Genomic DNA, 16,410 nt, shown 5'->3' with positions numbered 1-16,410 from the left:
GGACGCCATGGCCGACCTGGCTGTGGTTTTTCACTGGGCGCCAGCGGACATGGATCAGTTGGGCCTGCAAGAACTGATGGACTGGCGCGAGCGCGCCAGGGTGCGGAGCTCCACCGATGGCGAATGATCTAAAACTTCAGGTATTGCTCAACGCCATCGACCGGGCGAGCGGTCCACTGAAGGCCATCAACAATGGCAGCATCGGCGCCGCACGCGCCCTCAAGGATGCTCGTGACCGCCTCAAGGAGCTCAACACACAGCAGAAGGATGTCAGCGCCTGGCGTACCCAGCGCGCTGCGGCCGAACAAACCGAGCAAGCTCTCGGCGCCGCCCGCGACAAGGTTCGGGCACTCAGCCAGCAATTCGCTGCCACCGGTGTGCCGACCAAGTCCATGGCCAAAGATTTCCGCACCGCCGTGCGTGAAGCACAGAAACTTAAAGAACAGCACCAGCAGCAGAGTGAACAGCTCCAGACGCTACGCACGAAACTGTACAGCGCCGGCATCAGCACCAAGGACCTCAGCAGCCACGAGCGCCAGCTGCGCGAACAGATTGGAGCCACCAACGCCAGCATCAGCGAACAGGGCAAGCGCCTGGTCGCCCTGAACTCGCAACAAAAACGCCTGGCGATCGAACGCAGCAAGATGGAGAAGACCCAGAACCTGGCGGGCAATATGGCCATGAACGGCGCCGCCGGACTGGGTTCGGGTTATGCAGCAAGCCGGCCGATTGCCAAAGCCATTGGCGCCTTTGCGCCGAACGAAGACTCGGCCACACAACTGAAAGTGTCGATGATGGATGGCACGGGCAAGGTCGCTGAGGACTTCCAGAAAATCACTGACCTCGCCACCAAACTGGGCGACCGATTGCCCGGTACCACGGCCGACTTTCAGGAAATGATGACGATGCTCCGGCGCCAAGGTCTCAGCGCCCAGAGCATTCTCGGCGGTACCGGTGAAGCAGCGGCGTACCTGGGCGTGCAATTGCAAATGCCAGTGGCCGAAGCCGCCGAATTCGCGGCGAAGATGCAAGATGCCACCCGCACTTCCGAGAAGGACATGATGGCGTTGATGGATACCATCCAGCGCGGTTTTTACTCGGGCGTTGACCCGACCAACATGCTCCAGGGCTTCAGCAAAATCTCGCCGGTATTGGACACCATCAAAAAATCAGGCATTGATGCGGCCAACGAGCTGGCACCGCTGCTGGTCATGATGGATCAAACAAGTATGGAAGGCGGCGCCGCCGGCAACGCCTTCCGGAAAATCTTCCAGGCTGGGTTGGATAAGGACGGTGTAAAGGACGTCAACAAAATCCTGGAGATCGAAGGCAAAAAAATCCGCTTCAAGTTCACCGACGACAAAGGCAACTTCGCCGGCCTGGAAAACCTGTTTGCCCAGGTCGAAAAGCTTAATACGCTGAACGATGAAGACCGGACCGCGACCATGAAATCGCTGTTCGGCGATGACTCTGAAACGATAACCACCCTGAACACCATGATGAACAAGGGGCTGGCAGGATACAGGGAGATTCAGCAGAAGCTTCAGAACCAGGCCGACCTACGCAAGCGCGTCAACGAACAGCTCGGCACCCTCACCAATGTCATGGAAGCCGCCGAAGGTAGCTTCACCAATGCCATGGCCGAATTCGGCGCCGCCGTTGCGCCCGATCTGAAAGAGCTGATCAACACCCTGGGCGAAATCGCCAACAAGGTCGGCGCCTGGGCTCGGGAGAATCCGCAATTGGCCGGCGGCTTGGTAAAAGTCGTGGCGTTGGTGGCCGGTCTGTCGATTGTGTTCGGTGGTCTGGCACTGACCTTGGCGAGCCTGCTCGGTCCCTTCGCTGTGGTTCGCTACGGCATGGCCATGTTCGGTGTACAGAGTGGCGGCACGCTGAGGATCATGCAGAAGCTGGCCCCCACCCTGACCGGCCTGGCGCGCAACGCTTTCCCCATGCTTGCGCAGGGGATTCGGACGGTGGCCAGCACCCTGGGCGGCGTTCTGCTGACCGCTTTGCGCACTGTGAGCATCGCGCTTTGGGGACTCGCCGCGAACCCGGTGGTGCTCGCCATCGCTGCGGTTGTCGCAACGCTCGCCGGTGCCGCTTACCTGGTCTACAAGAATTGGGACGCGGTGAAGCTCTATTTCACCAATACCTGGACCGAGATCAAGGCCGGCTTCAGCGGTGGCATCGGCAGCATCCTCAACACCTTGGCCAACTTCAGCCCGGTCGGCCTGATCTACCAGGCGTTCGCCGGCGTGCTGAGTTACCTGGGCGTGGATTTGCCAAACCGATTTACCGAGTTCGGCAACATGATCGTCAACGGTCTGGTCAACGGCCTGTTTGCCGGTATGGGCCAAATCAAAGGCGCCATCACCTCGATCGGCGATTCGACCATCGGCTGGTTCAAGGAAAAGCTCGGCATCCACAGCCCGTCGCGAGTGTTCGCCGAGTTAGGTGGCTTCACCATGGCCGGCCTCACCCAAGGTCTGGAAGGCGGTCAAAACGGCCCGTTGGGTGCACTGGCCGACATGAGCAAGCAAATCACCACTGCGGGCGCCATGGCGTTGGGCACAGCCTCACTACCTGTATTAACGGTCGATACCCGTGCCCCCATCAGCAACGCAGGCAGCTCGGTTTACGACAGTCACGACACCTACGAAATCCACATCCCGGCAACGCCTGGCATGGACCCACAAGCAATCGCCCGTGCCGTGCGCGCAGAGCTCGCCCGCATCGAAAGCGAAAAAGGCGCGCGCAAGCGCAGCAAACTCTCTGACCTGGAGTAAATCCCCATGATGCTTGCCTTGGGCATGTTCGTGTTCAGCCTCTCCACTGCAGCCTACCAGGAGTTGCAACGCCAAACCGAATGGCGCCACGCCAGCAATAATCGCTTCGGAGCAGCGCCAGCGCGGCAGTTTGTCGGGCGCGGTGACGACTCGATCACCCTTCCCGGCGTCATCCTCCCCGAGTTGGCTGGTAGTGCTCTCAGCCTCGACGCCGTGCGCCTGATGGCCAATACCGGCAAGGCATGGCCCGTGGTTGAAGGCAGCGGCCGGATCTATGGCCTGTGGATCATTGAGAGCCTGAGCGAGACCAAAACCATCTTCTTCCGCGACGGCACACCACGCCGTATCGAATTTTCCATCAGCCTCAAACGCATCGACGATGATCGGATAGACCTGCTCGGTGCCGGTACCAACGCAGGTGTCAGCATCATGAGATCGTTGCTGTGATCGATGCCGCCCTCTCCAGGGTCACAGGCTTTCTGGATGACGCCGTGGAACGTTACCGTCGCGAGGCCGGGTACCCAGTGCCAGCGTTTCGAATTACCGTCGACGGCAACGACATAGCCAAACTGATCAGTCCGCGGCTGATGAGCCTGGACCTGACCGACAACCGGGGGATCGAGGCGGACCAACTCAGCCTCACCCTCAGCGATCATGACGGGCTGCTGGCCATCCCACCTAAGGGCGCGGTGATCCACCTTTGGCTTGGCTGGAGCGATACTGGTCTGGTCGATAAGGGCACCTACACGGTCGACGAAACTGAACACAGCGGCGCACCGGATGTGCTGAGTATTCGCGCTCGGTCTGCAGATCTGCGCAAAGGCTTAAAAACCAAGCGCGAACGCAGTTGGAGCAACACTACTTTGGGCGACGTCCTGGGGGACATCGCCCAAAGCAACGGCCTGACCGCGACCATTGCCGGCGCCCTGGATGGGTTGCCCATCCTGCAACTCGACCAGGCCAACGAATCCGACGCCAATCTGATCAGTCGTGTGGGGGAAGAGTTTGACGCCGTGGTTACAGTCAAGGCCGGCTGCCTGCTGTGCCTCCCGGCCGGCGGCGGCAAGACTGCCAGTGGCGCGGAGCTGCCCCACATCACCCTGACCCGCGCCGATGGCGACCGGCACCGCTACCTGCAAGCCGACCGCGACAGCTACGACGGCGTGCGCGCCTACTTCTACGACGTGAACAGCGCCAAGAAACAGGAAGCCATTGCCGGCGGCGGCGAAAACCTCAAGGATCTGCGCCATACCTACAGCGACCGCCAGTCCGCCCTGCGCGCTGCCCGTGCCGAGTTCAATCGCCTGCAACGCGGCAGCGCCACCCTCAGCTACACCCTGGCCATTGGCCGGCCGGATCTGATCCCGGAGCTGACCTATACGCTCCAGGGCGTGAAGTCGGAGATCGACGAAATCATCTGGTACGGAGGCAACGTGCAGCACACCCTCAGCGCGGACAACGGCTACACCGTCAGTCTGGAGCTGGAGAGCAAGTTGCCCGAGGACACGGTTGAGGATCTGGCTGAAGAGAACAAGGGCGACTTCACGGGAATCATCGCGTACTACCGCGACAAGAAGACCGGGAAGGAAAAGACGGTGACAGCGGGGGATCAGAGCAAGCCGCGGCGGCTGCGGTGGTTGTATGCGAATGAAAGGACAGCAAAGCGTGCAGTGGATCGAGAGTGGAAAAAATGGGTGAGGCAGATCCAGCATAAAACCCCAGCACCTAGCCGGGGTCTGCTCCAACCTACTCAGGGAACTGAGTGAATACCTCTAAAAGTCGCAGAATATCCTGTTGGCGCTGCTCACTTATCCGCCGGAACTTAGTCAGCAACGTTTGTTCCTGCTCGCTCAGAGAACCAGTATAAACTACTGAAACTTCGGTTTTCGACACACTGTTCTCCAACATGCGATTACTCCTTTCACACGCAATGGGCGCCCGGTGCCAACACAGCACCTCAAAAAAGCTCACCCAGAGAACAGCCAATTTTGTGCACGTTGAGGCGTGCCACCAGCCCTAATCAATTACAAACTGGTACGACTACATTTCACAATGTGACTGTCATACAGTTTAACCCCGCTTGTGGGCATGTGCTATGCGTGACCTGCTGCCTTCGCAAGCGCAAAGGCCATCCGTACCAATGACTGACGATCGGGTTCAGCCATCAGTCGGTAAAACTCCAGCAAGCTCGACTCGTCACTGGTAAGGCTGCCAGCTGCTGCCGGCTTTCGCTCTCCGGACACCACATAGAGAACATCAACTCCCTGCTCAGCCACTGCTGCCAAGTAACTGGCATCAGGGCTTCGCTCGCCTTTTTCATAGTTGTACTGACTGTTTTTAGAGGCACCGGCCTTCGCCGCAAATTCGGTCTGATTCAATCCCAACCGTTCGCGTTCTTCTTTTAGACGATCACCAATTCCCACAAACGTCTCCAAAGCGGTTTGACATTCCCACAATCATGGGAAATACTGCGCTTGTCATCACACGAAATCACACGAAACGAGACTATGCCGAACGCATACCCCACCGAGCAAGTATGCCAAGAGGCCCGAAGTCGCTTGGCGCACCAAGGGCTCTCCGCGAAAGACTGGGCTGAACAGCACAAACTCAATCCGTCAACGGTGTACGCGGTTCTAAACGGACAGAAGAAATGTCTGCGGGGCGAAGCTCACCGCGCCGCGGTGCTTCTCGGCATCAAAGACGGCGTAGTCACAAACTAGGTCCGTTGGCTCAGGGAGGAAACCAGAAGATGAAACGCTCAGTTCTAGCCAACAGAAAGGATGTAGTCAGTGCAGTCATTTGCGCATACCCCGGCGGGCGTCTATATGCCGCTGCCGAACTCGGCATGACCATCAAGAAGTTTGATAACCAGGCATACGAAAACGCCGGCAGCCGCCCGCTGACCGATGACCATATCCATCGTTTGGAACAAGTCGCGGGGACCACGTTCCTTCCTGACTACGTCAGCGGGCTGTATGGCGGAATGTTTGTGCCGCTGACCATGCCGGGAACCCTAGACAATATCGATTTATATAGCCGTTCAGTCAAAGCGGCAGCCAAGCGCGGTTTGGTTGATCAGATCATTTCCAAGGCGCTCGACGATGGAGTCATTGAAGCTGGGGAAGCTGAAGCAATTATCAAAGCATTGATGCACTACATGTCTGCCCGCTATGCAGAGGTGCTGGCGACCATCCAACTGCACAGTAAGACGACGGAAGGAAGGTGAGCATGCGCAGCCGTACTCAGCCTTTACCGAGACGAGCCTTGATCTCTTTCAGCGCTGTTGCGACGTCATCCACCGCAAAGCGGATGTCTTCGGCCCTCACGAATAGCGCTGGCACCTCCCCGGTAGCAGTCAGCTTCATGGATTCGCGACCACGCATGATTTCCACCAGCGCTTCATGCCGCTCCTGCAAGCGCTGCATCAAGCTTTCAACATCCTTTTTTGAGTGAGCCGTCATGACCTACATCTCCGATTTAGAAAGAAATCACTTACTGGATCTACTGGTCATCGCCCAGCAGCGACTGGACACATTAAAAGAAATTGCAGCAACCACCAACGATTCACTCTCAGGCACTGACATCAGGATTGCCATCGGTGATGCAATCACTCCGCTGAACATCGCTCATGAAGCGGCAGAAACGTTCTAAAGGACCGGTCATGAGTACTTACAAACTGGTCTGCCCTCACTGCCAAGGCCGCATGCGCATACGCACCAGCGAAGGCACCCACATTTTCCTGCGCGTGGCCTACCTGCAATGCACCAACGAGGCTTGCGGTTGGTCAGTACGTGCCCAATTCGAAATGACTCACGAGATGAGCCCAAGCGGCATGGCCAACCCATCCGTGAGGCTTCCCGTTGCTGACATCGCTCTGCGCCGCGCCGCGATGAAGACCGCCAACGATCAACCCGACCTGCTCGACCAAATGGAAATGGAGTGTGCGCAATGAACCATGAACAGTTGACCCACGACTACCGCAGCAGCATGCAACGGGCGGCGTTTGCCTACCTGCAACGACACGAAGCTCAGTACCTGGTGGATTCCGATCTGCTCTACGACAACTGCGTTCGGCACATGACCGTTTCACTGGAAGTCCCGGTGTTCATGGCTCAGCAGTTGGTGCACAACGCCTGGACTGAATTGCAGGTGATCAATCAGCGCAAGTGGATTGGTGTGGACTGGGGCACAAGCCCGGATTGCACGGTCGTGCACTTGATCGATACACGGGCTGACCTACGTTACCCCGTCCCGGCGAGGCTGCTACCGCAGACATTACTCGCTCAGCGCAACTCCGCGCCCAAGCACCACCCTCAGTAATCCTTTTTTAACTCCCTGCCCTGCCCCGCTTCCCGTGGGTTTGGGTGAGCTTTGCCCGAAATCCGAGGTGGATCATGGAAATCGACGTTGCCATCAACGCAAAACTGAGCCGTTCGCAGGCCGAAGCGTTGCTCGAAACGCTACGCAGCCAGTACGCGATGCAGTTCAACGAGCACTGGTACGACGATCGATTTCGCTTGATCCCCGAGGGTCTACGGCACGGCTCGCTGCTGACTGCCTTCCCCGTGATGGCCGCGCAAAAACGCCTGATTGGCGCCCTCAAACACAGTCTCGGCGAAGTGAAGTAAGCCCCGATGAACATGAAACACGATCTACGCGCCGACATCTTGCAACGTCTTCAGTCCGATTACGGCCTCAAGCACAAAGCGGGCAAATACATGCGCGAAGGCGAATGCCCAGCGTGCAAGAAAAAGGAGCTGTACGCCTTCCACGATGACCCATGGATGATCCGTTGTGGCCGGGGCAAGTGCGGCCAGACCTGGCACGTGAAGGAGATCTACGAAGACCTGTTCGACGACTGGAGCAAACGTGCTCCGGCGACCGAGCAGCATCCCAACGCCACGGCGCGTGCCTACCTGGAGTTTGCTCGCGGCTTTCGTCTGGATCTGATTCAAGGCTGGTTCACCCAGGAAACGTATTTTTCTGGCGAGTTGAACGCAGGCAGCGCCACCGTGCGTTTCGCCCTAGACAAGGGCGGCTACTGGGAACGGCTGATCGACCGGCCGCACCGTTTTGGCAAGATGAAAGCCCGCTTCAAACCCGGCGACAGTCCCCGTGGTGTTTGGTGGTGTCCGCCCTGCGTCGAGTTGTTGGACGTTACCGAGCTATGGATCGTCGAGGGCATCTTCGATGCCATTGCTCTGGTCCACAACGGCATCGCAGCAGTATCGGCGATGTCATCCGGCGCCTATCCCGAAGAGTCGTTGAAAGAGCTTGCACGGCAGCGCGGCGGCAAACTGCCGAAGTTGGTGTGGGCACTGGACAACGAACCAGGCGCGCATAAATACACCAAGCGTTGGGTACGTCAGGCCCGCGCATTGGGCTACGAATGCGAAGCGGCGCAGATCCCCCAACCAGATAGCCGCAAGGTTGACTGGAATGACCTGCACCAGCGGTGGAACTTCATCGATGACGAAACCCAACGCACCGAGCAGGTCGAAAAAGACCTGGCCACGGCTCGCTACCATGGCTCCCTTCTGATCGCCGAAAGCGCCTCAGAGAAAGGCGTGCTGATGTACGACTGGCGCGAGCGCCATGAATTTCACTTCGGCTTCGACAGTCGGTTGTACTGGTTCAAGATGGACCTGGAGAAGTTCAACAAGGCCATGCAAGCGCTGGAGTCCTCCGAGCGCCATGAAGACCAGTTGCTCAACGACAAGCAGCGCCGCGACAAAGCTCTGCGTCAATGTGGCGGAGTGGTCGAGATCGCCAACTGCTACCCGCAGGCACTGTATTTCCAACGCAACGAAGTGACCGACGAATCCTGGTACTACTTCCGCGTTGATTTCCCACACGACAGTGGGAGCGTCAAAAACACCTTCACCGGTGGCCAGGTTGCCGCCGCCAGCGAATTCAAAAAGCGACTGCTCAGCATGGCCGCCGGTGCCGTATTCACCGGCAGTGGTCAACAACTCGACAAGATCATGAAAGACCAACTCTTCGGCCTGAAAACCGTGGAGACCATCGATTTCATTGGCTACAGCAAACAGCACAGCTGCTACGTATTCGGCGACATCGCTGTGCGTAGCGGTATCGTCAGCGAAGTGAACAAGGAGGACTTTTTCGAGTTCGGCAAACTGCGGCTCAAGACGCTGCAGAAGTCGATTGCCATGCACATTCAGCGCGACAGCAAGGTGTATCGCAGCGATTGGCTGCCAATGTTGTGGCTGTGTTTTGGCGCCAAAGGCATTGTTGCCCTGGCGTTCTGGTTCGGCTCGCTGTTCGCCGAACAGATCCGCGCGCAATACAAGTCGTTTCCGTTCCTTGAGGTCACGGGCGAAGCCGGCGCCGGCAAGACCACGCTTCTCACCTTCCTTTGGAAACTGCTGGGCCGCGAGCATGAAGGTTTTGACCCGTCGAAATCTACACGCGCCGGCCGACAGCGAGCCATGGGTCAGGTTTCCAACATGCCGGTGGTGCTGATCGAGGGCGACCGCAATGAGCCAGACAAGGCTCACGCGAAGGGCTTCGACTGGGACGAGCTGAAAGACTTCTACGGCGGTGGCACGCTCGGTACCAAGGGTATGAAAACCAGCGGTAACGAAACCTACGAGCCCCCGTTTCGTGGCGCTATTGCGATCAGCCAGAACGCCGATGTCAGCGCGTCCGAAGCAATCCTGACCCGGATTATCAAATCGCATTTTGCGCGCCCGGAAGTCACCACCGAGAGCCGGGCCGCCGCTGACAACTTGAACCTGATCCCGGTCGAGCACCTGAGCCACTTTCTGCTGCTGGCAGTGCGCGCGGAAGCGCAGGTGATGGCGAAGTTCGCCGAGCGTGTGCTTGTTCATGAACAACGTCTGCGCAAGCTCAAGGAAATCCGCGTCGAGCGAATCATTAAAAACCACAGCCAGTTGATGGCCCTGGTCGATTGCCTATGCCTGGTCTGCCCGCTCGATGAAAACCAGGTGGTGACGACTCAACAGGCCCTGACAGCCATGGCCCTGGAACGTCAGACCGCAATCAGCGCCGACCACCCGCTGGTGGCTGAATTCTGGGAGGTCTACGAGTACCTGGAAAGCTTGGGCGAAGGCCCGCAGGTCAATCACAGCACCGACCCCAAATTGATCGCCATCAACCTCAACGAGTTCGCCGAGCTGGCCAGCGTGCACCGCCAGAACCTGGCCGACCTGAAGACCTTGCGCACTCTGCTGACCGAGAGTCGCAGTCACAAATTGGTGGAAACCAACAAGCCCACGTATAGCGCGGTGCGCGCTTCGCAGAGCGCCGGCAACGCAATGTTCAACAAACCCTTAACCGTGCGCTGCTGGGTGTTTCAGAGCGCATGAACCGCAGTAACCACAGGAGCAGCACCATGCAAATCCAAGTGATCACCGGCGACATGGCTACCGGCAAAACAACCAAGTTGCGGACGATTGAAGCCGCGCTTTTAGGCAAAGGAAAGGATGCCAGCATCATCCATGCGGAATCTTACGCGGCATCCGGACTGCTTCGAATTATGGAAGTGAGGGTTCACAAAGGGCAGCGAACGCTACTGGTTGACGACTGCACGCGCCAACAGATCGATGCGGTTCTGGAATGGCAATCAACCGTCGAAGAGGACACGCAATACGACGACTTGATTGTTCACCTGGTGCGAAAAGCCAGTTGATGCCAGTCGCAGGAAATTGAAAGTGGTGTCGAGGAGTTGCACCTCCCCGACACCGACCACCACCAAGGAGCAGCACCATGCAAGCACAACACCCAAGCAGCAGCGGCACAGAGGCTACCACGAACGTCTTGAAAGTCGGGGATGACGTTACCTATGTCATTGGTCGCAGTACCGGGAATAGCGTTAGCTTCAGCGTTCGCGAAGGAAAAATCGCTGTAATCAATGACCATGTGGCCACCGTAAAATCCCGTAACGGTCGCAGCAGTGTGCAACCGTTGAATAAGCTCACTCGCAAAGGCCAACGCAATGCCCTGACCCGTGCTCTGTTGGGGGATGCGGAATGAACAACGGGAAATCCTTCCCCTGGAACCTCGAGCTTACAGGCCTCTGCGACCAATGCGGCAAATCCCGCGCCCATGGCAACCACAGGAAGTGCAGCAAAGCGCGCCAAGCGATCAACGCACGACGTAGGGCTGAAGAAGAACACGCCGGGATAGCGCCAAGACCTAGAAAAAGCGCCGGATTGTTCTGGTTACTTCGCCAGGAATGATCGGCAACACTTGACCCCGAAAGGCCCGGTAACGGGCCTTTCTTCTTCCAGAAAGCTGGTCGGTTGTTCAATACATTGCGTGGGGACGCACATGGCAGATGGCGTAGAGGCCCGTGGCAATTCAGTACGGGTCTATTTTCGTTTCAATGGCGAATTGTGCCGGGAGCTTGTACCCGGCGGCAACACAGCGGCCAACCGGGAGCATGCAGCACGCCTGGTGAACATCATCGAATACGAGATACAGGCTGGCACCTTTGACTACAGCCGGCATTTTCCCAACTCGCCCAGACTGGTCGAAAACACCTTCGGCCATTACTTGGATTTGTGGCTGAAGATCAAGCACAACAGCGTTGCCGCCACTTCCTATCGGGGTTATGCGAACAAGGCAGAGGTTCATGTGCGGCCGCGCTGGGGCAAAGTTCAGATCGACCAGATTGATCATTTGGATTTGCAGGAGTGGGTGCAGGACACACTCTCGAAGAGGCTCAAGAACAAGACCATTCGCGACATCATCAGCAACGTGCGCCAAGTCTTCAGGCTGTATCGCACTCGTAAGAAGGTGGCTCATGACCCGACTGAGGGGCTGTTCGTCCGCCTGCCTGATCCGGAAGCTCCTGACCCATTCACCAGGGCAGAAATCAAACAGATCCTGGAAACGCCGACCAGCCGCACGCAGGAGCTTTTGATGGTGCAGTTCATGATTTGGGCCGGGCCGCGGGTTTCGGAAACTATTGCCTTGGCTTGGGAGGATGTCGACCTGGAGCGAGGAACGGTGATTTTCCGCCGATCGAAAGTGCGCGGGGCATATCGTGTAACTAAAACTCGGCGCTCTACGCGGAAGGTTCGGCTGCTGGAGCCAGCATGGGATGCACTACGTAAGATCGATGCGATCAACCAGAAGAAAAAAGCGGAGACGGTCGACATCGTTGAACGGGATAACAAGACGGTGCGGCAGCACAAATTGCACTTTGTCTTTTTGAACAGCAAAAGCGGACTGCCGCATGTGAGCGATTTTGTTGTGCGGGATCGGTTTTTCAAGACGCACTTGAACGCGGCTGGGGTTCGGTATCGCGGGCCGGGCCAGTGTCGCCATACCTATGCCAGTCAGTTGCTGACCACGGGGGTGGCTTCAATCGATTGGATCGCTGAGCAGATGGGGCATACGAATGGGAACATGATTCGGCAGCACTACGGGACCTGGATCAACGAGGATGGTCCGGACGTCGTTGGCATCCTACAACACGCTCTAAAGCTGTAGACCACCGGGCATGTAACGCGAGGACAATTTCGGGCAACGAGGGCAACCAAGACCGGTTGAATCCACAACCTATTGCAGACGTTCATGCCAGCCAGATCAAAAGCAGTTTATGAATCGGAACGCAGACTTCAAAACAGCGCATGTGTTTTCATACAGCTTGGACCCAAAGCTGCCTTTTGGGATTCAGTACGATACCGCTAATCGGAGACGTTTCGATGTGTCTAAGAAACCAATAGCTATTTACATCCCAACCCATGGCGTATGCCTATTGAAAACGAAATAAGAGGAGCAAGGCTCTTTTGCTAACTAATTACCTCATTGGAAGAATGTTACTCCCCAAGGGTATAGCCTTGCGTTTCGGCACTTATGTATTCAGGAAGCGTAGGCTTTCCATTAATTTTCTTCGTTTGTTTCCCAAGAAACTCAAAAACTTTTGAGATTTGATTGGCAACCGATTCGCCAGGCTGCGATTTTACCGAAAATGCAGCTGGCGATCCCAACGCAGGAACACCTGCGGGATTTTCGGCCACGTATTTATCAATATCAAACAAAACAGCAGCGATTGCCCAGTCATTTGAGACTGAATCACTTTCATTAAAACATGTTGCCCCAACTTGAAACGCTGGTCCCGCGCCAGAGATATCGCACTCTACTTTTGCTGCGGAATTCTTGACGATGCGGGATAGTATCAAACTCTGAATCCACAAGCGCTTCATCCCAGTCGGATTCGCCTGCGCAGCAGCTTTACGAATTTTTGTGTCTGGGAATTGAGCCCAAGGTATATCTGCACGCGAAACATCAACGATTTGGTAGTTAACTGCCTCACTAGAAGAAAACTTGGTAGCAAAAGTTAAATAGCCACCTTTAACTGAGGCTGCAGAGGTAATCCGCGAACTGTAGATTGATCCATCTTTGATGGTATCCTCCCGTGCGGTGAATGCATTTGGAGTAATTGGCTTGCTGATTACGCTGTATGTCTTATCGCTGTTGGGTGTTACGAGGAGCCCAATGTTCTCCTTCATATAATATCTGAAGTCTGCTGGGTTATTCATCAAGACTCTACCCTCCCAGTCCTGCGGAAGCGGTTGATTGACGACGGCGTCTCGGAACCTCATGCCTGTGCAACCGCCCAGAAGAGTAGCCAACACCAAAGTGCCAAGTATCCTGATTTCGTATCGTTTTCATTTGATTTCCATTTCCAAGTCAACGTTAGAGAGGGCACACATTCATCAGATAAAAATCAAGCTTGAGAGATGTAAGTTGCAGCAGCATAGCTGTAGATTCGCAATTTTGCCCTCTGGAGCTGGCCGACAGCTTTCGACCCGGCCGGTGAAGATGCCTAGCAAACCGACGAGCTGTTGAATGAGTTATGCGGCTCGTCGCTGGCTACAAATCTCAGCGAGCTATAAAGTGACTTCCATCTGATATCCCTCATGCAGGAAGCGGCGATGAAGTATCTAACGAGGCTTTGTTACAACACGGACAACTGGAAGAAGCCTTCAGGCGTAGCGCAGGCCAAAGAGGTGAAAAGCTCCTATACAAGCAAATTCGGGTTCGGCCATGAGGAATGGTTGTTCCGAGATGATTGGATCGTTGATGGTTTGGCGTTACGCCTTCGTGCAAGGCGTGAACAAAAGCCGCAATAGACTGCTCAAGGACGCGCAGCCATTCGATCTGCACCTCTTCAGCATTGAGCCAAAAGCGAAACGTCGGTACGTAGGTGAAATTCGAGAAGTGGAATGCCTTACCGACCGTCAAGCGCAAGATGCGCTCGCATTGTTCCAAAGAAATGGCTGGCTTCAAGAGATGTGTGAAGAGATTATCCAGCTTGGTCGCAATCCAGAGGACTTGGGGCATGACGAGTATGCCCCATACGTATTCAACATTCGATTTCGGTTGGATAACGTCACGCTTTACGACGTTGATGAGTACTCGAAACCCGGCGATCCAATCATAGAGCGGTGCAAGCGCTATCAGCTCTATTCTGTGGTTGTCCAGGGTGACCAAACGCCTGGAGGGCGACGGAAACCTAATGGCAAGGACTGGATCACTATCCCCAAGATCAAACCTACCACCAGGACGGTGACTTATCAGCGCACAGCTGAGCATACAAGGATGCAGAAGAAACTACTCGAGCAGCTGAAGAAAGATTATCCAACCGACATCGTTCGTGCGGAGCGTGAATACATCGATATAACTGTAGAGACCCAGGATGCGCTCATCCTCTATGAGATTAAGTCAGATCTGTTGCCTCGCACCGTCCTGCGGCAAGCTATCGGGCAGTTACTCGAATACGCCTACCATACTCAAGTGCGCAAAAAAAAGATCAGTTTGGTTGCTGTGGGACGAAAGCCCTTATACGGTGACGATGCGAAATATTTAGATTTACTGCAGAGCAAGTTTGTCTTGCCGTTGAGCTATCTGTGCGTACCTTTGGACTAAGCAACGTACGACTGCTTTTGGTGCAGAGTGTGTAAAAATGCATGTGCCGTTTTGAAGTCTGCGTTGCTACGTAAAATCTTCTGGTGCTTGTGTAATCAGCAGACCAGAAATTTACGTAGGAGCGCGATTTTTGTGTTCCAGCCCCGACTGTCAAACGTGTTCTAAAACGTTTTTACACAGCCTCGCCGATAGCTGACTGTGAGGTGAACTGGACTGGCTAACCGAATTCACCTCGACATGACTGTTGACGGGCCCTTGGTGTACATTCGGTTAGCCGATGTCCAATTTCTTCAATCGAGCCAGGCCTTGTTTGATATGGCCGGCGTTTTCACCCATGGTCCACAGTGCGCCACGGACATTCCCGCCCACTTCCTGTACCCCTTGCGCCTCGATCAGCAGGGTCAACTCCATAATTGCCGCCTCTAGGGCCTGCTGGTTTTCGAACAACCTTTCCAGTACATCCGACAGTGAATAATCGCTTCGCATGGTGTCGACTCCTTTCGAGAAAGCCCAAGCATAGCAGCAACAGTGCCCCCAATTGGAACCTGCAATAGGTTGATTGGAGTATGGTCAACTGATGAAGCTGTCACTGGCTACTTTCACCCCAAACAGGCCAATCGTGGTGTCTATAAAATCAGGATCAATTCATTTAGATCAAAAGAATTGCGCTCAGCCGTGAGTCGAAATCACACGATTACATACCTCGACGCAAAGTTCCTTCACGCGCTCTAGGGTGTTTTTGTTGATCGCTACTTGGCCGGCAGACTCATTCGAGTTCGAACCTACACCAGGAATCGCAGTTGGTTGCTCATTGGGCTCAAACGCCCCGCATAAGCTGCTACGCAGTTCTTTGCGAGAAAGCCAGTAGGACTTTGGGAACGAAAGGACAGAGACGGGTTCACGTCGGAACGCCAATACATCATGCGCAGTGCCGTCGTTGTCAATGGCCTGGAACAGCAGTGTGCCTGTATTCGATTTACCGAGCGGCCGGAGCCCGTTTTCCTCAAGTATCGCAAATAGCTGGGCGAACCGGGCACCGCCCAGACCGCTTTTGAAGGACTCCACTGTCTTCGCCGTTACCGTATTAGTAGTCATTTGTGCTTTTCCTTTACCAATGCGTAAGTCTCTATTGCAGGCCTCAATGCCTCCTACCACCCATCATATTCCCGCCACAAGGAAAACGAATTTTTCTTTGCATCTTTCTCCCAAGGCATATTTAGGGGACCAAGGTTGCTCTTTCTAAATATTTCGCCCTTCCAAATTACAACATCTGGATCATCAGATGCACTGTCCATCCATCCGGACAAGAATTGCATCATGTGGCACAGTTCATGGGCAATTATAAGCGAAATGTCATCATTACAATCAAATGTCAATCTAATCAGGAACATGCCGTGATCTTCATTATTCCTCTTCAAGGATGCATTATTAACGATACCAGTCATATCGACGAAGCCTAGCCGAACCTCGTTCAATTCATCTATTCTAACTTTTTCGTAAAAACGGAGAATCCTTTCCTCATAAAATGAAACGACGTCAAGAATCTTGGCGCAGTAATCCTGATCGCAAAATTTTCCCAATTCTCCTTTGAACTTAATAAACTCTATATTCATGCTCCACTCCATATCGATGGAACGACTGAGGGAGATTTAACCAAACACCATTACTTGGCGGCGCTGACCATCCCGGGTGGTTACCA

Annotated in this window: 21 protein-coding genes; 15 read left to right on the top strand and 6 right to left on the bottom strand. The window is 55.2% G+C overall.

Annotation, left to right across the window (positions count from 1 at the left end):
* Nucleotides 1–7: 7 nt before the first annotated feature.
* From PSH65_RS09950 to PSH65_RS09935, 4 genes are read left to right on the top strand one after another with little or no spacing between them, the layout of a single operon-like run.
* Nucleotides 8–127, top strand: a complete 120-nt coding sequence (locus PSH65_RS09950; RefSeq protein ID WP_041752072.1) for a GpE family phage tail protein — start codon at nucleotides 8–10, stop codon at nucleotides 125–127.
* Nucleotides 117–2,789 carry a phage tail tape measure protein gene (locus tag PSH65_RS09945; RefSeq protein ID WP_305426059.1) on the top strand — a complete coding sequence of 891 codons (2,673 nt, stop codon included), beginning with the start codon at nucleotides 117–119 and terminating at the stop codon, nucleotides 2,787–2,789. The genes PSH65_RS09950 and PSH65_RS09945 overlap by 11 nt, the downstream gene beginning before the upstream one ends.
* 6 nt (nucleotides 2,790–2,795) lie before the next feature.
* Entirely contained in the window at nucleotides 2,796–3,236 is a 441-nt protein-coding gene (locus tag PSH65_RS09940) for a phage tail protein (RefSeq protein WP_305426058.1), read from the top strand.
* Nucleotides 3,233–4,555: a phage late control D family protein gene (locus tag PSH65_RS09935; RefSeq protein WP_305426057.1), complete on the top strand. Its 1,323-nt coding sequence runs from the start codon at nucleotides 3,233–3,235 to the stop codon at nucleotides 4,553–4,555. Before PSH65_RS09940 ends, PSH65_RS09935 begins: the two co-directional genes overlap by 4 nt.
* Nucleotides 4,556–4,882: 327 nt before the next feature.
* On the opposite strand, the gene PSH65_RS09930 is transcribed toward PSH65_RS09935, so the two are convergent.
* The gene (locus PSH65_RS09930) at nucleotides 4,883–5,212 is read right to left on the bottom strand and encodes a helix-turn-helix domain-containing protein (RefSeq protein ID WP_305426056.1); all 330 of its coding nucleotides are present in this window, start codon (nucleotides 5,210–5,212) and stop codon (nucleotides 4,883–4,885) included.
* 84 nt (nucleotides 5,213–5,296) lie between these two features.
* Between PSH65_RS09930 and PSH65_RS09925 the strand changes: the two genes are divergently transcribed.
* Both PSH65_RS09925 and PSH65_RS09920 read left to right on the top strand, forming a co-directional pair.
* Entirely contained in the window at nucleotides 5,297–5,509 is a 213-nt protein-coding gene (locus PSH65_RS09925) for a DNA-binding protein (protein WP_305426054.1), read from the top strand.
* 29 nt (nucleotides 5,510–5,538) lie between these two features.
* Nucleotides 5,539–6,015, top strand: a complete 477-nt coding sequence (locus tag PSH65_RS09920; protein ID WP_305426053.1) for a YmfL family putative regulatory protein — start codon at nucleotides 5,539–5,541, stop codon at nucleotides 6,013–6,015.
* A 16-nt stretch (nucleotides 6,016–6,031) separates the two neighbouring features.
* Here the strand turns inward: PSH65_RS09920 and PSH65_RS09915 are convergent, their stop codons facing one another.
* Nucleotides 6,032–6,250 carry a hypothetical protein gene (locus tag PSH65_RS09915; protein WP_305426052.1) on the bottom strand — a complete coding sequence of 73 codons (219 nt, stop codon included), beginning with the start codon at nucleotides 6,248–6,250 and terminating at the stop codon, nucleotides 6,032–6,034.
* Here PSH65_RS09915 and PSH65_RS09910 point away from each other — a divergent pair.
* The 8 genes from PSH65_RS09910 to PSH65_RS09875 all read left to right on the top strand — a co-directional run bounded on the left by PSH65_RS09910 (nucleotide 6,249) and on the right by PSH65_RS09875 (nucleotide 12,269).
* Nucleotides 6,249–6,440, top strand: coding sequence for a hypothetical protein (locus PSH65_RS09910; RefSeq protein WP_305426051.1), 192 nt, complete (start codon nucleotides 6,249–6,251; stop codon nucleotides 6,438–6,440). The two genes, PSH65_RS09915 and PSH65_RS09910, sit on opposite strands and share 2 nt — an antisense overlap.
* 10 nt (nucleotides 6,441–6,450) lie before the next feature.
* Nucleotides 6,451–6,741 carry an ogr/Delta-like zinc finger family protein gene (locus tag PSH65_RS09905; RefSeq protein WP_305426049.1) on the top strand — a complete coding sequence of 97 codons (291 nt, stop codon included), beginning with the start codon at nucleotides 6,451–6,453 and terminating at the stop codon, nucleotides 6,739–6,741.
* Nucleotides 6,738–7,109, top strand: coding sequence for a hypothetical protein (locus tag PSH65_RS09900; RefSeq protein WP_305426048.1), 372 nt, complete (start codon nucleotides 6,738–6,740; stop codon nucleotides 7,107–7,109). The genes PSH65_RS09905 and PSH65_RS09900 overlap by 4 nt, the downstream gene beginning before the upstream one ends.
* Before the next feature lie 74 nt (nucleotides 7,110–7,183).
* Nucleotides 7,184–7,417 carry a hypothetical protein gene (locus tag PSH65_RS09895; RefSeq protein WP_305426047.1) on the top strand — a complete coding sequence of 78 codons (234 nt, stop codon included), beginning with the start codon at nucleotides 7,184–7,186 and terminating at the stop codon, nucleotides 7,415–7,417.
* A 6-nt stretch (nucleotides 7,418–7,423) separates the two neighbouring features.
* Complete coding sequence (locus tag PSH65_RS09890; protein ID WP_305426045.1) at nucleotides 7,424–10,138, top strand: toprim domain-containing protein; 2,715 nt, start codon at nucleotides 7,424–7,426, stop codon at nucleotides 10,136–10,138.
* A gap of 26 nt (nucleotides 10,139–10,164) precedes the next feature.
* Nucleotides 10,165–10,461, top strand: coding sequence for a hypothetical protein (locus PSH65_RS09885; RefSeq protein WP_305426044.1), 297 nt, complete (start codon nucleotides 10,165–10,167; stop codon nucleotides 10,459–10,461).
* Nucleotides 10,462–10,538: 77 nt separating this feature from the next.
* Entirely contained in the window at nucleotides 10,539–10,805 is a 267-nt protein-coding gene (locus tag PSH65_RS09880) for a hypothetical protein (RefSeq protein ID WP_305426042.1), read from the top strand.
* 297 nt (nucleotides 10,806–11,102) lie between these two features.
* A complete protein-coding gene (locus PSH65_RS09875) occupies nucleotides 11,103–12,269 on the top strand; it encodes an Arm DNA-binding domain-containing protein (protein WP_305426041.1) in 1,167 nt (388 codons plus the stop codon).
* A gap of 329 nt (nucleotides 12,270–12,598) precedes the next feature.
* Here the strand turns inward: PSH65_RS09875 and PSH65_RS09870 are convergent, their stop codons facing one another.
* Entirely contained in the window at nucleotides 12,599–13,321 is a 723-nt protein-coding gene (locus PSH65_RS09870; RefSeq protein ID WP_305426040.1) for a hypothetical protein, read from the bottom strand.
* 544 nt (nucleotides 13,322–13,865) lie between these two features.
* On the opposite strand from PSH65_RS09870, the gene PSH65_RS09865 reads away from it, so the two are divergent.
* Nucleotides 13,866–14,711, top strand: a complete 846-nt coding sequence (locus PSH65_RS09865; protein ID WP_305426039.1) for a hypothetical protein — start codon at nucleotides 13,866–13,868, stop codon at nucleotides 14,709–14,711.
* A 270-nt stretch (nucleotides 14,712–14,981) separates the two neighbouring features.
* Here the strand turns inward: PSH65_RS09865 and PSH65_RS09860 are convergent, their stop codons facing one another.
* The 3 genes from PSH65_RS09860 to PSH65_RS09850 all read right to left on the bottom strand — a co-directional run bounded on the left by PSH65_RS09860 (nucleotide 14,982) and on the right by PSH65_RS09850 (nucleotide 16,324).
* On the bottom strand, nucleotides 14,982–15,197 hold the full coding sequence (locus PSH65_RS09860) for a hypothetical protein (RefSeq protein ID WP_305426038.1): 216 nt from the start codon (nucleotides 15,195–15,197) through the stop codon (nucleotides 14,982–14,984).
* 183 nt (nucleotides 15,198–15,380) lie between these two features.
* Nucleotides 15,381–15,806: a hypothetical protein gene (locus tag PSH65_RS09855; protein WP_305426037.1), complete on the bottom strand. Its 426-nt coding sequence runs from the start codon at nucleotides 15,804–15,806 to the stop codon at nucleotides 15,381–15,383.
* A 53-nt stretch (nucleotides 15,807–15,859) separates the two neighbouring features.
* The gene (locus tag PSH65_RS09850; protein WP_305426036.1) at nucleotides 15,860–16,324 is read right to left on the bottom strand and encodes a hypothetical protein; all 465 of its coding nucleotides are present in this window, start codon (nucleotides 16,322–16,324) and stop codon (nucleotides 15,860–15,862) included.
* Between the last annotated feature and the right edge of the window lie 86 nt (nucleotides 16,325–16,410).

It is taken from the genome of Pseudomonas sp. FP603 (assembly GCF_030687415.1).
Taxonomy (GTDB): domain Bacteria; phylum Pseudomonadota; class Gammaproteobacteria; order Pseudomonadales; family Pseudomonadaceae; genus Aquipseudomonas; species Aquipseudomonas wuhanensis.
The sequence above is the reverse complement of the archived record's forward strand: the minus strand, read 5'-3'. Positions and strand labels throughout refer to the sequence as shown.

What these genes read in the sequence shown, in the direction of transcription:
- PSH65_RS09950 (WP_041752072.1), top strand. Translation starts at nt 8, where the DNA reads ATGGCCGACCTGGCTGTGGTTTTTCACTGGGCGCCAGCGGACATGGAT.
- PSH65_RS09945 (WP_305426059.1), top strand. Translation starts at nt 117, where the DNA reads ATGGCGAATGATCTAAAACTTCAGGTATTGCTCAACGCCATCGACCGG.
- PSH65_RS09940 (WP_305426058.1), top strand. Translation starts at nt 2,796, where the DNA reads ATGATGCTTGCCTTGGGCATGTTCGTGTTCAGCCTCTCCACTGCAGCC.
- PSH65_RS09925 (WP_305426054.1), top strand. Translation starts at nt 5,297, where the DNA reads ATGCCGAACGCATACCCCACCGAGCAAGTATGCCAAGAGGCCCGAAGT.
- PSH65_RS09920 (WP_305426053.1), top strand. Translation starts at nt 5,539, where the DNA reads ATGAAACGCTCAGTTCTAGCCAACAGAAAGGATGTAGTCAGTGCAGTC.
- PSH65_RS09910 (WP_305426051.1), top strand. Translation starts at nt 6,249, where the DNA reads ATGACCTACATCTCCGATTTAGAAAGAAATCACTTACTGGATCTACTG.
- PSH65_RS09915 (WP_305426052.1), bottom strand. Translation starts at nt 6,250, where the DNA reads ATGACGGCTCACTCAAAAAAGGATGTTGAAAGCTTGATGCAGCGCTTG.
- PSH65_RS09905 (WP_305426049.1), top strand. Translation starts at nt 6,451, where the DNA reads ATGAGTACTTACAAACTGGTCTGCCCTCACTGCCAAGGCCGCATGCGC.
- PSH65_RS09900 (WP_305426048.1), top strand. Translation starts at nt 6,738, where the DNA reads ATGAACCATGAACAGTTGACCCACGACTACCGCAGCAGCATGCAACGG.
- PSH65_RS09895 (WP_305426047.1), top strand. Translation starts at nt 7,184, where the DNA reads ATGGAAATCGACGTTGCCATCAACGCAAAACTGAGCCGTTCGCAGGCC.
- PSH65_RS09890 (WP_305426045.1), top strand. Translation starts at nt 7,424, where the DNA reads ATGAACATGAAACACGATCTACGCGCCGACATCTTGCAACGTCTTCAG.
- PSH65_RS09885 (WP_305426044.1), top strand. Translation starts at nt 10,165, where the DNA reads ATGCAAATCCAAGTGATCACCGGCGACATGGCTACCGGCAAAACAACC.
- PSH65_RS09880 (WP_305426042.1), top strand. Translation starts at nt 10,539, where the DNA reads ATGCAAGCACAACACCCAAGCAGCAGCGGCACAGAGGCTACCACGAAC.
- PSH65_RS09875 (WP_305426041.1), top strand. Translation starts at nt 11,103, where the DNA reads ATGGCAGATGGCGTAGAGGCCCGTGGCAATTCAGTACGGGTCTATTTT.
- PSH65_RS09870 (WP_305426040.1), bottom strand. Translation starts at nt 13,321, where the DNA reads ATGAATAACCCAGCAGACTTCAGATATTATATGAAGGAGAACATTGGG.
- PSH65_RS09865 (WP_305426039.1), top strand. Translation starts at nt 13,866, where the DNA reads ATGGTTTGGCGTTACGCCTTCGTGCAAGGCGTGAACAAAAGCCGCAAT.
- PSH65_RS09860 (WP_305426038.1), bottom strand. Translation starts at nt 15,197, where the DNA reads ATGCGAAGCGATTATTCACTGTCGGATGTACTGGAAAGGTTGTTCGAA.
- PSH65_RS09855 (WP_305426037.1), bottom strand. Translation starts at nt 15,806, where the DNA reads ATGACTACTAATACGGTAACGGCGAAGACAGTGGAGTCCTTCAAAAGC.
- PSH65_RS09850 (WP_305426036.1), bottom strand. Translation starts at nt 16,324, where the DNA reads ATGAATATAGAGTTTATTAAGTTCAAAGGAGAATTGGGAAAATTTTGC.